Raw genomic sequence first — 14,428 nt, 5'->3', positions numbered from 1 at the left:
TTGCGCGCTTAACCGAAGAACTTCTGGCCGTTGGCGGCCATTTCGCGAAGCTTGGCGGTCGGGTGGTACAGCGCGCCCAGGTCGGCGTACTTGTCGGCCAGGGCGACGAACTCGGCGACACCGATGGAATCGATGTAGCGCAGCGCACCGCCACGGAAGGGAGGGAAGCCGATGCCGTAGATCAGGCCCATGTCGGCCTCAGCTGCGGTGTCGACGATGCCGTCTTCCAGGCAACGAACGGTTTCCATGCACAGCGGGATCATCATGAAGTTGATGATGTCCTCGTCGGTGACTTCACGCTCTTCGACCACGATCGACTTCAGCAGCTCGTAGGCAACCGGGTCGGAGACCTTCTTCGGCTTGCCGCGCTTGTCGGTCTCGTAGGCGTAGAAGCCCTTGCCATTCTTCTGGCCCAGGCGGTCGGCCTCGTACATCACGTCGACGGCGGTCTTGCCTTCCACGGCCATGCGGTCCGGGAAGCCTTCAGCCATCACGTCACGGCCGTGGTGACCGGTGTCGATGCCGACCACGTCGGACAGGTAGGCCGGGCCCATGGGCCAGCCGAACTTTTCCATCACCTTGTCGATGCGCACGAAGTCGACACCGAAGCCCAGCAGCTTGGAGAAGCCGCCGAAGTACGGGAACAGCACGCGGTTGACCAGGAAGCCGGGGCAGTCGTTGACCACGATCGGGTTCTTGCCCATCTTCTTGGCGTAGGCAACGGTGGTGGCCACGGCCACTTCGCTGGACTTCTCGCCACGGATGACTTCGACCAGCGGCATCATGTGCACCGGGTTGAAGAAGTGCATGCCGACGAAGTTTTCCGGACGCTTGAGCGCCTGGGCCAGCAGGCTGATGGAGATGGTCGAGGTGTTGGAAGCCAGGATGGCGTCCTCACGCACGACGCCTTCCACTTCGGCCAGCACGATCTGCTTGACCTTGGGGTTCTCGACCACAGCTTCGACGACGATGTCGACGTTGCCGAAATCACCGTAGGACATGGTCGGACGGATGGCGTTGAGCGCCTCGGCCATCTTCGCCGGGGTCATGCGGCCCTTCTCGACGCGCTTGCCGAGCAGCTTGGAGGCCTCGTTCAGGCCCATCTGGATACCCTCTTCACGGATATCCTTCATCAGGATCGGCGTGCCCTTGGAAGCCGACTGGTAGGCGATACCGCCGCCCATGATGCCGGCGCCGAGTACGGCAGCCAGTTTCACGTCACGCGCGATTTCGTCGTGGTGCTTGGCCTTCTTCTTCAGCTCCTGGTCGTTCAGGAACAGACCGATCAGGCTCTCGGCAACCGAGGTCTTGGCCAGTTTGACGAAGCCGGCGGCCTCGACTTCCAGCGCCTTGTCACGGCCGAAGTTGGCGGCTTTCTGGATCGACTTGATCGCCTCGACCGGTGCCGGGTAGTTCGGGCCGGCCTGGCCAGCGACGAAGCCCTTGGCGGTCTCGAAGCACATCATCTGCTCGATGGCGTTGAGCTTGAGCTTTTCCAGCTTGGGCTGACGCTTGGCCTTGTAGTCCAGCTCGCCAGAGATGGCGCGCTTGACCAGGTCCAGCGCGGCGTCCTTGAGCTTGGCAGGGGCGACGACGGCGTCGACGGCACCAACCTTCAGGGCGTCGGCAGCCTTGTTTTCCTTGCCCGAAGCGATCCACTCGACCGCGTTGTCGGTACCGATCACGCGCGGCAGGCGCACGGTGCCGCCGAAGCCCGGGTAGATGCCCAGTTTGACTTCCGGCAGACCGATCTTGGCGGTCTCGCTCATCACACGGTAGTCACCGGCCAGGCACATCTCGAAACCGCCACCCAGGGCGATGCCGTTGATGGCGACGACGGTCGGCACGGCGAGGTCTTCGAAATCACTGAAGATCTTGTTGGCTTCCAGGTTGCCAGCCACCAGCTCTTCGTCGGGCAGCTTGAAGTTGTCGACGAACTCGGTGATATCGGCGCCGACGATGAATACGTCCTTGCCACTGGTGACAATCACGCCCTTGATCGAACCGTCAGCCTTGATCGCGTCGACGGAGGCGCGCAGCTCGTTGAGGGTAAGACGGTTGAATTTGTTGACGGACTCACCCTTGAGGTCGAAATTCAATTCGACGATGCCGCTCTCAAGAGCCTTAACCGTGATGGCTTTACCTTCGTAAATCATCAACTGATCTCCACGGTATGGAAGCTGAACAGTACACATCGGAGCCAACCGGCAGGCCTGCCCGCGGCACAGCCGTCGAGCATAGCCCCAATCGGTACGACACACCCGCCGACGCGATATTCGGGCTGTGTTGGCGCGCCTGACCAGGCAAACGCTCAATTCATACGCCCGTTTGATTTGGGTGTGCACACCTTCGGGGAAAAGCCCGCGCTTGTCAATTGGCCTCGTTTCGACGTTTTCCCGACGATTTGCGCAAGCCTGGTCACGCGCGGCCTCCAGCGGGTCTCGATAAATAGCGTCAATATCGTGCCATTGCCGGTGTTTTCGCGTTTGTTGCAGGCAAGCCCGACTCCCTAGCCAAACGCCGACGCTCCGGGTACAGTCGTCTCACTTTCGGCTGGCACAGCGCCACCCGTGAGCACTACAACAACAAATCGAGCCCCACGATGGGCCACACGGAGTCGCCAATGTCGAGCCGCCGTTCGCTTGCATTCCCCCTGAGCGCCCTGCTCGTTCTGCTGTTCACGTTGCTTTCCTCTCCCTTGCTCAATGCCGCGCCGGCCGATGACCTGCTGCGCCTGCACCAGCTGCGCCTGGCGATGCAGAAGAGCCTGGGCGACTTCTACATGTACAACGGCATGGAAGGCGACCAGCGCTATGCGCGGATGATCGGCGAATCACTGCAGGACGTGCAGTCGCACCTCAGCGCCCTGGGCGACATGCCCGGCGACGCCAGCAGGGCCCTGCGCGCGCAGCTGCTGAGCAACTGGCAGAGCTACCACGCCTCGCTCCAGGCACTGATGGAAGCCATGCGCACCAAGGGCTACACCGACCTGCAGCCGGTTGCCGACCTCGCCGACAGCAATCAGCGCCTGATGGCCATCAGTCAGGAGCTGTATCAGAAGATTCAACAGGAGAGCGGCCACAGCGTTCCGCCGCTCACCCAGAAAAGCCGCGAGCAGAGCCTGCTGATGCAGAACATCGCCCTGGACTATGCCTCGCGCAGCGCCTCGGTCGGCGCCAGCTTCTTCGGTGGTGGCGAGGAGCGGGCAATCGACGAGCTGGCGGGTGAGTTCGCCAGCAAGCTGGACAGTCTCAGCAGCGCGCAGCAGAACACGCCGGAAATCAGCGCTGCGCTGAACACCATCGAGACCAAATGGCGTTACATCGAGAAATCGCTGCGCAACTACAACGAAAATACCGTACCTTTCCTGATCAGCAAGTATTCCGACAGCATCATCGAAGGCCTCGAAGGCGTATCGGCGCAATATGCCGCCAGCCAGCACTGATGCCCCGCATTCCGGCCTGCCTGGCCACCTCCGCCCGGTGCTCGCACTGGGCTTTTTCTTTTCCCTGCCATGATCGGTCGCCCTATCGCATGCAATGGGGCCATACTTGATACAGCGCTATTTGCCTTTCACGAGGAGTTCACCATGCCCTACCAGCATATTCTGGTCGCCGTAGACCTGACCGACGAATGCGACCCCGTGGTGGTTCGCGCACAGAAACTGGCGCAGGCCAGCGGAGCGAAGATGTCCTTGGTGCACATCGTCGAGCCCATGGCCATGGCCTTCGGTGGTGACGTGCCGATGGACCTGTCGATGCTGCAGCAACAGCAGTTCGAACAGGCTCGCGAGCGCCTGGACAGCTTCTCCGGCAAGTACCCCGAGCTCGCCGCGGACCAGCGCCACCTCGCCTACGGCCAGCCACGCCAGGAAATCCACCGTCTCGCCGAAGAACAGGGTTGCGACCTGATCGTGGTCGGCAGCCATGGCCGCCACGGCCTGGCACTGCTGCTCGGCTCGACCGCCAACGACGTGCTGCACGGTGCGCCCTGCGACGTGCTCGCGGTGCGCCTGAAGAAGCCGGAAAAACACGCCTGATCCTGTATCCCGCGCTCATCGCTGAGCTGCGGGAGATCACAACTGGCGGCGCTTCGTTGCTCAGTCGAACGAATCGCCGGCACTCATGACCAGCGGACGGATCTTCTGCAGCTGAGTCTCCAGCGATACCGTCATGCTCGACGACATGGAGAAGAAGGTGAGGAAGGCCTTGAGGTTCGAATCACCCTCGCAGGTGTCGTGGATGCGCTGCCAGAACGCCTGGTTGACCAGCTTCAGTTGCTGGAACAGGCGCACCAGCCCCTTGAGTTCCCAATCGGCCAGACGCCCTTCACGCATGTTGAAGTACTGCCGTGTGAGGTAGAGCGACACCGCGCGCAGGATGAACTCCTGGTTGTTGGCGAACGGCAGGTGATGCTGCGCCATGGGCCGCAGGCGACCCAGCAGCGGGCAGGCGCTGGTGGCCATGATCACCCCCAGCAGCGCACGCAGCCCCTCCTCCAGGCCCAGGTGCTTGGTGTACTCGCGCTCCGGCGTGCGAACCCAGACACTGGCTTTCTTGAACGCCGGCAGGCCGCGAAAATCCTCGATCACCCGATGCAGGTCGACCGCCGCCGGGCAGTTGCTGAACTGCTCGCGGCTGAGCGGGCAGTTGCTGCACTGCTGGTGCCCGAGACGCGTCCAGGCAGGTGCCTGCTGAGCCTCCTCGGGGTCGTACTCCCGGTTCAGCTCGATCCGATAGCTGAACTGATGATTGTCATCCAGAGTAATGCGGTACTCGATGGCCATGCCTGTTCGTTCCTTCGTCAGCCTTCCAGCTCTGCCCAGCGCTCGATCAACCTGTCCAACTCCTTCTGCAGGTCATCGAGACGCGCCAATACGTCCGTGGTGGTCTGCACCGGCTGCTGATAGAAGCCGGGATCCGCAATCCGTTCCTGCAACGCGGCCATCTCCTGCTCCAGGGCATCGATCTGCCCGGGGATCGCTTCGAGTTCGCGCTGCAGCTTGTAGCTGAGTTTCTTCTTCGCCGGCTCGCTGCTTTCCTGAACCGGTTGTGGCGCCGCTGCCGCCGGCGCCTCGACGACCGCGCTGGCCAGCTCGGCCTTGCCCGACTTGCTCTCGCCAACACCGAGCAGGCGCGGCGAACCACCCTGGCGTAGCCAGTCCTGGTAGCCACCCACGTACTCGCGCACCTTGCCCTCGCCCTCGAACACCAGGGTGCTGGTCACGACATTGTCGAGGAAGGCACGATCGTGGCTGACCATCAGCACCGTACCAGGGAAGTTAAGCAGGACTTCTTCGAGCAGTTCCAGAGTTTCTACATCCAGGTCGTTGGTCGGTTCATCGAGCACCAGCAGGTTGGCCGGTTTGCTGAACAGCTTCGCCAGCAACAGTCGTGCCCGTTCACCTCCAGAGAGCGCCTTCACCGGGGTGCGCGCCCGCTGCGGACTGAACAGAAAGTCGCCCAGGTAGCTCAGCACGTGGCGGTTCTGCCCATCGATGCTGATGAAGTCGCGCCCTTCGGCGACGTTGTCGATCACCGTCTTCTCCGGCTCGAGCTGGTGACGCAATTGGTCGAAATATGCCACTTCCAGCTTGGTGCCCACTTCGATGCCACCACTGCTCGGCTGCAGGTCACCCAGCAGCAGCTTGAGCAAGGTGGTCTTGCCGGTGCCGTTGGCGCCCAGCAGGCCGATGCGGTCGCCACGCTGCAGCACCATGGAGAAATCCCTGACCAGGAACGGACCGCCGGCATGGGCGAAACTGACGTTCTCCGCCACCATGACCTGCTTGCCGGACTTGTCCGCCGTCTCCAGCTGGATGGTGGCCTTGCCCTGACGCTCGCGACGTTCGGCGCGCTCGGCACGCATCGCCTTGAGCGCACGCACGCGGCCTTCGTTGCGCGTACGGCGTGCCTTGATGCCCTGGCGAATCCACACTTCCTCCTGGGCCAGACGCTTGTCGAACAGCGCGTTGGCGGTTTCCTCGGCGGCGAGCTGCTGCTCCTTGTGCACGAGGAAGCTGGCGTAGTCACCATTCCAGTCGATCAGCCCGCCACGATCCAGCTCGAGGATGCGCGTGGCCAGGTTCTGCAGGAAGGAGCGGTCGTGGGTGATGAACAGCACGGCGCCGCCGAAGTCCTTCAGCGCTTCTTCGAGCCAGGCGATGGCGCCGATATCCAGGTGGTTGGTCGGTTCGTCGAGCAGCAGCAGATCCGGCTCGGAAACCAGCGCCTGCGCCAGCAGCACGCGGCGGCGCCAGCCACCGGACAGCTCGGCGAGGGTCTTGTCGGCAGGCAGTTGCAGGCGGCTCAGGGTGCTGTCGACCAGTTGCTGCAAACGCCAACCGTCCTTGGCTTCCAGCTCCTGCTGGACGTGCATCAGTTGCTCGAGATCGTCATCGCCCGAGATGTGCTGCGCCAGGTGGTGATAACGCGCCAACAGCTCGCCGACTCCGGCCAGGCCTTCGGCGACCACGTCGAACACCGTGCGCTCGTCGGCACGCGGCAACTCCTGCGGCAACTCGCCGATCTTCAGCCCGGGCGTCCGCCAGATTTCGCCGTCATCCGGCATCTGGTCGCCCTTGACCAGGCGCAGCATGCTCGACTTGCCGGTACCGTTGCGGCCGATGATGCACACCCGTTCGCCCCGTGCGATCTGCCACGACACCCCGTCGAGCAGGGGCATGGCGCCATAGGCGAGGGATACGTCAGCGAACTTGAGCAGGGTCATGGGCATCTCCAGAAACAGGGGGCGCATTCTACCCGAGATGCAACCGGGCTGTTGCCGTTTCGCGCCGGCAACGGCATCCACCCGGATGCCGCCCGAGCGCCCCGGTGCCGCTTTTTTGCCGCATATGTCCGTCCGGCGCTGCGCCATTCACCCTGCCTCGATGAAGCGCTAAGCTAGACGTATGCAACAACACGGACCGTGTTGCCCAATCACCCGCTTGCCCCTGGATATACCATGCGCAGTCGCTTTCTCTCCGTAATTTCCTGCCTGATTCTCACCTCCGCCGGCGTCGCCAGCGCCGAAGCCGCCAGCCTTGCCCAGCAGCGCCAGTACTACGACGAAGCCAAGCGCGCACTGGCCAAGGGCGACAGCGGTCCCTACCGCACCTACCAGACAGCGCTGCGTGACTACCCGCTGACGCCCTACCTGACCTACGACGACCTGACCAGCCGGCTCAAGTCCGCCAGCAATGCCGAGATCGAGAAGTTTCTCGCCGAGCATGGCGACCTGCCGCAAGCCAGCTGGATGAAGCTGCGCTGGTTGCGCATGCTGGCCGAGCGAGGCGACTGGAAACCCTTTCTCGCGCACTACGATCCGGCGATGAACTTCACCGAACTGGACTGCCTCTACGGCCAGTACCAGATGACCCATGGCCAGGTCGCGGAAGGCAATGCCACGGCCGAGAAGCTCTGGCTGGTGGGCAAGTCGCAACCCAATGCCTGCGACCCGCTGTTCGAGCGCTGGACGGCCAACGGCCAGCTCACGGAGAGCCGCCGCTGGCAGCGCACCAAGCTGGCCGTCGAGGCCGGCAACTACGGTTTGGCCAACTACCTGGTCAAGGGTCTGTCCACCCTCGGCACCCACGGCAAGCTGTTGCTCGAGGTGGCGCAGAAACCGCAAACCCTGAAGCAGACCGCACGTTTCGCTCCGGCCGACGAGGCAATGGGCGACGTGGTCGGTCTCGGCCTGCGCCGCCTGGCCCGGCAGAGCCCGGAAGACGCCCTGCCGCTGCTGGACAGCTACGCGCAGCGCATGAAGTTCTCCGAACAGGAGAAGGTCGCCATCGCCCGGCAGATCGGCCTGACCCTGGCCAAGCGCTTCGATATGCGCGGGCTGCAGGTGATGGCCAAGTACGACCCGGAACTGCGCGACAACAGCGTCAGCGAGTGGCGCGCACGGCTGCTGCTGCGCAACGCTCGCTGGGATGAGGCCTACCAGCTGACCCAGCGCATGCCCGCCGAGCTGGCCAGCAGCAACCGCTGGCGCTACTGGAACGCCCGCAGCCTGCAACTGGCCCAGCCCAACAGCCAGCAACCGGCCGTGCTGTTCCAGGCACTGGCCAAGGAGCGTGACTTCTACGGCTTCATGGCCGCCGACCAGGTCAAGGCCCCCTACCAGCTGAACAACCAGCCGCTGCACATCGACCCCAAGGTCATCCAGAAGGTGCGCAACACGGCCGGCATCCGCCGCGCCATGGAATTCCACGCCCTGGGGCAGATCGTCGACGGCCGACGCGAGTGGTACCACGTCAGCCGCCTGTTCAGTCGCGATGAACTGGTGGCCCAGGCACGCCTGGCCTACGACATGGAGTGGTACTTCCCCGCCATCCGCACGATCAGCCAGGCCCAGTACTGGGACGACCTGGAAGTGCGCTTCCCCATGGCGCACCGGGATGACCTGGTGCGTGAAGCCCGACGCCGTGACATCCATTCGAGCTGGGTATTCGCCATCACCCGCCAGGAGAGCGCGTTCATGGCCGACGCCCGCTCCCATGCCGGCGCGATGGGCCTGATGCAGCTGATGCCGGCCACCGCCCGGGAAACCGCACGCAAGTTCGGCATTCCGCTGTCCTCGGCGAAGCAGGCGATCAACCCGGAGACCAACATCCAGCTGGGCGCCGCCTACCTGAGCCAGGTGTATGGCCAGTTCAACGGCAACCGCGTGCTCGCCTCGGCGGCCTACAACGCCGGCCCAGGCCGCGTGCGCCAGTGGCTGCGCGGCGCCAATCACCTGAGCTATGACGTCTGGGTGGAGAACATCCCGTTCGACGAGACCCGCCAGTACGTGCAGAACGTGCTGTCCTACTCGGTCATCTACGGCCAGAAGCTCAATGCGCCCCACCCGCTGGTGGCCTGGAACGAGCGCTTCTTTGACGACCAGTGAAACCGCGTGCGCTGCAAGCCATGAGCGCTGAACACAGCGCTGCGGCTTGCAGCCTGAGGCTCATGGCCTGCTGCTTATTCCAGCACCTCGACCGGCATGCCCACCTGCAGCTCGCCTACGCCGCGCGGTAGCAGGTTCTGACCGAAGTACACATCGCCATCGCGCTCACGGTAGGTCTTCAGCGTGGCCAGCGGTTCACGCTGGGCATGGCGCTCGCCGGTCTGCGGATCGACGGTGGTGAGGATGCAGCGCGAGCAGCCCTTGGCCACGTCGAACTCCACCTCGCCAATGCGAATGCGCTTCCAGCTGTCTTCCGCGTAGGCCTCGCTGCCGGTGACCACCAGGTTGGGGCGAAAGCGCAGCATCGACAGTGGCTGGCCGACACGCCGCGACAGATCGTCCAGCGACGCCTGGCCGATCAGCAGCAGCGGGAAACCATCGGCGAAGGCCACCCGGTCCCCTGGCTGCGCATAGGCGGTATCGACCTGGCGGGTACGCTCGTCTGGCACCTGTACCAGGCGACAGGACTTGCCCAACAGCGCACTGAGCCAGGCGGCCGCTTCGTCGCCGGCATCCGGCACGCGCAGGCTGTCACGCCAGACGGTCACACCGCGCAACGCCTGATCCGGCTCGGGAAGCGCGACGCACAGATCCTCGACCCCGGCCGCGCTGAGCGTCAGGCCGCCACGGCCGTCGTACAGAGCACTCAACTGGCTCATCTGCGGCAGCAGGCGTTGCGTGATGAAGCGACCGTTGTCGGCATCGACCACCATCCAACGGCGGTCGCCATTGAGCCCCAGGCCATCGACCGCGCTGCGCTGCAGCGCCTCGCCGCGCCCGGACTTGAGCGGATAGCGGTACAGCTCCGAAAGACTCGGCATGGGTCAGCTCCCTGTTGGCAAAACGCCGTTATACGAGCTGACGCCGATGCTCACAAGCACCAGGCTGCAGGAAACAGGGTAAACCCGGGTAGCGGGTTGGCGGACGGGCAGCGTCAGCGCCAGACGGTCGCCCCGCCCGCGCCGCGACGCAAGGACGAAACCTGGCGTGTAGCCCTAGCGGGGCTCGTCGAGCTCCAGGCGCGTGCGGATCACGTCCACCAGCTTGTCCGGCTGGAACTTGGAGAGGAAACCGTCGCAGCCGACCTTCTTCACCATGGCCTCGTTGAAACTGCCGGACAACGAGGTGTGCAACACCACGTAGAGGTCCTTGAGGCGCGGGTCGCTGCGAATCTCGCTGGTCAGCCGGTAGCCGTCCATTTCCGGCATCTCGGCATCGGTGAAGACCATCAGCAGTTTGTCGGTCATCACCTCACCACTGTCGGCCCACTTCTTCAGCAGGTTGAAGGCCTTGAGGCCGTCGCTGGCCATGTGCAGGCGAATGCCCAGCTGGGTCAGGGTGTCACGCAGCTGGCTGAGCGCCACGCTGGAGTCGTCGACCAGCAGGACCTCACGCCCACGCGCCTTCTCCAGCAGCGGGTCGGCCAGCTTCTCGGCCGATACCTTGGTGCTCATCGGCACGATCTCGGCCAGAACCTTCTCCACGTCGATCACCTCGACGATCTGCTCGTCGACCTTGGTGATGGCGGTCAGGTAGTGCTGCCGGCCGGCACCGCCAGGGGGCGGTTGGATCGACTCCCAGTTGAGGTTGAGGATGCGGTCGACGCTGCCGACCAGAAATGCCTGCACGGAGCGGTTGTATTCGGTGACGATGATGGTGCTGCGCTCATCCGGCACCAGCGGGCGCATGCCGATGGCCTGAGACAGGTCGATCACCGGCAGGGTCTGACCACGCAGGTTGACCACGCCACAGACGAAGCGATGGCGCTGGGGCATCAGCGTCAGCTTGGGCATCTGCAGGACTTCCTGCACCTTGAACACGTTGATCGCGAACAGCTGCCGGCCGCCCAGGCGGAACATGAGGATTTCCAGGCGGTTTTCGCCGACCAGTTGCGTGCGTTGATCTACTGAATCAAGAATGCCGGCCATCATGCGCTCCCGTGGTGTTTAGTGAGTCTAGCCTGCCATTAGGGTTATCGGCGAGCGGCCGGCAGACTGTAGCATTGCTGGCGCTCAGCCATCATGCCTCAGCCCTCTTCACCTGACCAGCGACCGAGTAGCGGGGAATGCTCCGGCAGGTGCAGACGCAGGGCAGCAGGCACCGCGTCGAAACGCAGGCGCTCGCTCGTCATCGGCTCGCCATCGAGGTTGAGGTCGAGCCCCTCGCTGGCCTCGACCTCGACCCAGGGCAGGCGAGCGTTGATCGCCACGCTCTGCAGGCCGCGCATGCCACCCGACAGCAGGGTGCCCAGGGTCGTCACCACATCCTGCGCGGCCGGTACGATGCAGACGTCCAGCAGGCCGTCGTCGACCCTGGCCTGCGGGCACAGTACATGGCCGCCGCCGGCCTGACGGCCGTTGCCGATGCCCAGCGCGAGAAACTCCCCCTGCCAGTCGAAGTCCGGCCCGTGGAAGCGCCCCGTGGCGGCGCGCACCTCGGAAAAGCGGCTGAGCCCGGTGAGCAGGTAGGCGGCGCCACCCAGCACCTTCTTCAGTTCTTCCGGCGTGTTGGCGGTGACGTTGGAGCCGAAGCCGCCCGTGGCCATGTTGAGGAAGGCGCGTTCGCCCGCCATCCCGACATCCACACTCACCGGCTCGACCTCCAGCAGCGCCAGCGCAGCGGCGGGGGCCAGGGCGATACCGGCGGCGTGGGCAAAGTCATTGGCGGTGCCCAGTGGCAGCAGCGCCAGGCTCGCCTCGCTCCGTGCCCTGACCAGCGCCTCCACCACATCGCGCAGGGTGCCATCGCCACCGCCGGCGAGCAGCGTCCGATAGCCGGCCGCCAGCCCTTCCTCGACCAGTCGTTCGGCGTCACCGCCTTCCCAGGTCAGGCGCACCGCCAGGTCCCAGCCACGCTCGCGCAGGCCGTTAACCGCCGCCCTCACCTCTTCGTTCAGTGCCTGTTTGCCATGCAGGATCAGCCAGGCCTTGCGCTCGCCCATCGCACTCCTCCTTGAAGGGTTCAGCGAAAGCCTAGTGCTTGGCCTTCGCGAAAATAATCGAATAAATCGATGTTAATGCCAAAAATATTGCGCTTTAAAATCGATTAAACCAAATGGATCATGCCGCCATCGACACTGCCCGGGACTCAGCCCTGGCGTGACAGGAGGATTGACCATGATTGACGTACGTCCGTTCGAACAACTCGGTGGCGCCCACCACGGCTGGCTCAATGCCCGCCACCATTTTTCCTTCGCCGAATACTACGATCCGCAGCGCATGAGCTGGGGCAACCTGCGTGTCTGGAACGACGACGAGATCGCGCCGCACTCGGGCTTCCCGCCCCATCCGCATCGTGACATGGAGATCATCACCTATGTCCGCAAAGGGGCGATCAGCCACGAGGACAACCTGGGCAACAAGGGCCGTACCGAGGCCGGCGATGTGCAGGTGATGAGCGCCGGCACCGGGATCGCCCACAGCGAGTACAACCTGGAGGATGAGACCACCAAGATCTTCCAGATCTGGATCCAGCCGACCCAGGCGGGCCTGCCGCCGTCCTGGGGCGCCAAGCCGTTTCCCAAGGGAGATCGCTCCGGAGCCTTCGTCACCCTGGCCAGTGGCTACGAGGAAGATGTCGACGCCCTGCGCATCCGCACCGATGCGCGACTGCTAGCCGCCACGATCAAGGCCGGACAGACTGCCGAGTACCGCCTGCAGCCGGGGCGCAAGGCCTATCTGGTCGCGGCCAGCGGCGCCTTCAGCGTCAACGGCGTGGCCGCCAAGGCACGTGACGGGGTGGCCATCGCTGAGGAAACGCAGCTGCGCGTCGAAGCGCAGGAAGACAGCGAGATCGTGCTGGTGGACGTCGCCTGAGGCCATTTGGGGGCGACGCACCTCCTGGCTTGCAGCCCTAGGCCGGATAGCCGGTGATCTTGCGGATGCGCTGGTACAGCGGCCTGAGCTGGCGATACATGCGCTGGTAGACCTGCGTGTAGAGCTGCTCGTAGGTGCGCTGCGCCGCCGGGTCGGGCTCGAAGACCTGGCCGACGCGGGTCATCGCGGCGATGGCGGCCGCATAGTCGGCATGCAGGCCAAGGCCCACGGCGCAGTTGATCGCCGCCCCGAGGCCGCTGGTTTCGTACAGATGCGGGCGCTCTGCCGGCAGGCCGAAGATGTCGGCGGTCAGCTGCATCGCCGCATCGCTCTGCGAACCACCGCCGGACACGCGCAGGCGCCGGATCGGCGTGCCGGCACGCTTCTCGATGCGCTCCTTGCCCTGGCGCAGGGCATAGGCCAGCCCTTCGAGGATGGCGCGATACAGGTGCGCGCGCGTGTGCACGTCACCGAAGCCGATGATCGAGCCCTTGGCCTCCAGTCCGGGCTCCCGGATGCCGGGGGTCCAGTAGGGCTGCAGCATCAGGCCCATGGAGCCGGGGGGCACGGCGTTGACCAGTTCGTCGAACAGGGCCTCGGGCGCCACGCCCAGAGCCTCGGCGCGCTGCATCTCACGCAGGCCGAACTCGCGCTTGAACCAGCTGACCATCCAGAAACCGCGATAGATCATCACCTCGGTATTGAAGTGATCCGGCAGCGCTGCCGGGTACGGCGGAATCAGCGCGATGGTCTCCAGATAACGACTGCGGGTGGTGTTGATGGTCGCCGTGGTGCCGTAGGAGAGGCACGCGGTGCTGGCGTCCAGTGCGCCGGAGCCGAGCACCTCGCAGGCCTTGTCGGCACCTGCGGCGATCAGCGGCAGCCCCTCGGGAATACCGGTGTGACGACTCGCCTGCGCCGAGATGCTGCCCAGGCGCTCGCCCGGTTTGAACAGCTCGGGCAGCTGTTCCCGGCGTACCGCCAGCGCCTGCCATTTCCAGTCCCGCGGCGCAGCCCAGCACAGGCGCTTGTAGTCGAACGGCAGGTAGGCCACGCAACTGCTGGTCGAGTCGACGAAACGACCACACAGACGATGGGTGAGAAAGCCCGAGAGCAGCAGCACCTTGTGCGTGCGGGCGGCGATCTCCGGTTGCTGCTGGGCGACCCAGTTGACCTCGGCCTGGCCACGGAAGTGATCGACCGCCTCCTCGGCACGGGCCAGTTTGAACAGCCAGCCCCACGGCCCCTTGATGCGCTCCCGGACCTCGGCACGACGCTGGTCGAGCCAGAGGATCGTCGGGCGCAGCGGCGTGCCCTGCTCATCGACATGAATGACGCTGCCACGCTGCGTGGTCACCGCCACGCCCCTGATCAGGCTGCGGTCGATGTCCGCCTGCTGCCAGAGCAGCCGACAGGCCTCGCCCAGGCTGGCCCAGTAGTACTCCGGGTCCTGCTCGGCCCAGCCCGGCTGGCTGGAGAAGTACGGGTCGAGCTCCACCTTGCCCTTGGCGAGCAGGTTGCCGGCGGTATCGAACAGCAGCGCACGCACGCTCTGGGTGCCGTTGTCGATGCTCAGCAGGTAGCTTGGTTCGCTCAAGGTGTGATCCTTCTTGTCAGGCATGTGGCTGCGTGGCCGGCTGCATACCGGGCGCGGCTTCTTC

General features: G+C 64.6%; 11 protein-coding genes. 4 read left to right on the top strand and 7 right to left on the bottom strand.

Going from position 1 to position 14,428, the window contains the following annotated elements; translation table 11 throughout:
• Positions 1–8: 8 nt before the first annotated feature.
• On the bottom strand, positions 9–2,156 hold the full coding sequence (gene fadB / locus FIV02_RS08015) for a fatty acid oxidation complex subunit alpha FadB (protein WP_134676243.1): 2,148 nt from the start codon (positions 2,154–2,156) through the stop codon (positions 9–11).
• 467 nt (positions 2,157–2,623) lie between these two features.
• On the opposite strand from fadB, the gene FIV02_RS08005 reads away from it, so the two are divergent.
• The gene (locus FIV02_RS08005; RefSeq protein ID WP_152488314.1) at positions 2,624–3,445 is read left to right on the top strand and encodes a hypothetical protein; all 822 of its coding nucleotides are present in this window, start codon (positions 2,624–2,626) and stop codon (positions 3,443–3,445) included.
• A 144-nt stretch (positions 3,446–3,589) separates the two neighbouring features.
• A complete protein-coding gene (locus FIV02_RS08000; RefSeq protein WP_037048672.1) occupies positions 3,590–4,039 on the top strand; it encodes a universal stress protein in 450 nt (149 codons plus the stop codon).
• A 60-nt stretch (positions 4,040–4,099) separates the two neighbouring features.
• On the opposite strand, the gene FIV02_RS07995 is transcribed toward FIV02_RS08000, so the two are convergent.
• Together FIV02_RS07995 and FIV02_RS07990 are read right to left on the bottom strand one after the other, a co-directional pair.
• Positions 4,100–4,786 carry a hypothetical protein gene (locus FIV02_RS07995; protein ID WP_047586426.1) on the bottom strand — a complete coding sequence of 229 codons (687 nt, stop codon included), beginning with the start codon at positions 4,784–4,786 and terminating at the stop codon, positions 4,100–4,102.
• 17 nt (positions 4,787–4,803) lie between these two features.
• Positions 4,804–6,729 (bottom strand): ATP-binding cassette domain-containing protein, encoded by a 1,926-nt coding sequence (locus FIV02_RS07990; protein WP_152488313.1) that lies wholly within the window; start codon positions 6,727–6,729, stop codon positions 4,804–4,806.
• Between the two features lie 234 nt (positions 6,730–6,963).
• On the opposite strand from FIV02_RS07990, the gene FIV02_RS07985 reads away from it, so the two are divergent.
• Entirely contained in the window at positions 6,964–8,892 is a 1,929-nt protein-coding gene (locus tag FIV02_RS07985; protein WP_134676245.1) for a transglycosylase SLT domain-containing protein, read from the top strand.
• 74 nt (positions 8,893–8,966) lie between these two features.
• On the opposite strand, the gene FIV02_RS07980 is transcribed toward FIV02_RS07985, so the two are convergent.
• The 3 genes from FIV02_RS07980 to yegS all read right to left on the bottom strand — a co-directional run bounded on the left by FIV02_RS07980 (position 8,967) and on the right by yegS (position 11,893).
• Complete coding sequence (locus FIV02_RS07980; RefSeq protein WP_047586432.1) at positions 8,967–9,773, bottom strand: MOSC domain-containing protein; 807 nt, start codon at positions 9,771–9,773, stop codon at positions 8,967–8,969.
• A 174-nt stretch (positions 9,774–9,947) separates the two neighbouring features.
• Positions 9,948–10,880: a chemotaxis protein CheV gene (locus FIV02_RS07975; RefSeq protein ID WP_037048692.1), complete on the bottom strand. Its 933-nt coding sequence runs from the start codon at positions 10,878–10,880 to the stop codon at positions 9,948–9,950.
• Between the two features lie 98 nt (positions 10,881–10,978).
• The gene (gene yegS / locus FIV02_RS07970) at positions 10,979–11,893 is read right to left on the bottom strand and encodes a lipid kinase YegS (RefSeq protein ID WP_152488312.1); all 915 of its coding nucleotides are present in this window, start codon (positions 11,891–11,893) and stop codon (positions 10,979–10,981) included.
• 175 nt (positions 11,894–12,068) lie between these two features.
• Here yegS and FIV02_RS07965 point away from each other — a divergent pair, with 175 nt between their 5' ends.
• Positions 12,069–12,767, top strand: coding sequence for a pirin family protein (locus FIV02_RS07965; RefSeq protein WP_152488311.1), 699 nt, complete (start codon positions 12,069–12,071; stop codon positions 12,765–12,767).
• Between the two features lie 37 nt (positions 12,768–12,804).
• On the opposite strand, the gene FIV02_RS07960 is transcribed toward FIV02_RS07965, so the two are convergent.
• A complete protein-coding gene (locus tag FIV02_RS07960) occupies positions 12,805–14,388 on the bottom strand; it encodes an FGGY-family carbohydrate kinase (protein ID WP_371923235.1) in 1,584 nt (527 codons plus the stop codon).
• Positions 14,389–14,428 lie beyond the last annotated feature (40 nt).

Source organism: Pseudomonas sp. THAF187a, assembly GCF_009363395.1.
GTDB lineage: Bacteria > Pseudomonadota > Gammaproteobacteria > Pseudomonadales > Pseudomonadaceae > Aquipseudomonas > Aquipseudomonas khazarica.
This window is presented reverse-complemented; position numbering and strand designations above follow the sequence as displayed.

Excerpts from the sequence above, each read along its gene's own strand:
- fadB (WP_134676243.1), bottom strand. The coding sequence starts at position 2,156 with ATGATTTACGAAGGTAAAGCCATCACGGTTAAGGCTCTTGAGAGCGGC.
- FIV02_RS08005 (WP_152488314.1), top strand. The coding sequence starts at position 2,624 with ATGTCGAGCCGCCGTTCGCTTGCATTCCCCCTGAGCGCCCTGCTCGTT.
- FIV02_RS08000 (WP_037048672.1), top strand. The coding sequence starts at position 3,590 with ATGCCCTACCAGCATATTCTGGTCGCCGTAGACCTGACCGACGAATGC.
- FIV02_RS07995 (WP_047586426.1), bottom strand. The coding sequence starts at position 4,786 with ATGGCCATCGAGTACCGCATTACTCTGGATGACAATCATCAGTTCAGC.
- FIV02_RS07990 (WP_152488313.1), bottom strand. The coding sequence starts at position 6,729 with ATGACCCTGCTCAAGTTCGCTGACGTATCCCTCGCCTATGGCGCCATG.
- FIV02_RS07985 (WP_134676245.1), top strand. The coding sequence starts at position 6,964 with ATGCGCAGTCGCTTTCTCTCCGTAATTTCCTGCCTGATTCTCACCTCC.
- FIV02_RS07980 (WP_047586432.1), bottom strand. The coding sequence starts at position 9,773 with ATGCCGAGTCTTTCGGAGCTGTACCGCTATCCGCTCAAGTCCGGGCGC.
- FIV02_RS07975 (WP_037048692.1), bottom strand. The coding sequence starts at position 10,880 with ATGGCCGGCATTCTTGATTCAGTAGATCAACGCACGCAACTGGTCGGC.
- yegS (WP_152488312.1), bottom strand. The coding sequence starts at position 11,893 with ATGGGCGAGCGCAAGGCCTGGCTGATCCTGCATGGCAAACAGGCACTG.
- FIV02_RS07965 (WP_152488311.1), top strand. The coding sequence starts at position 12,069 with ATGATTGACGTACGTCCGTTCGAACAACTCGGTGGCGCCCACCACGGC.
- FIV02_RS07960 (WP_371923235.1), bottom strand. The coding sequence starts at position 14,388 with ATGCCTGACAAGAAGGATCACACCTTGAGCGAACCAAGCTACCTGCTG.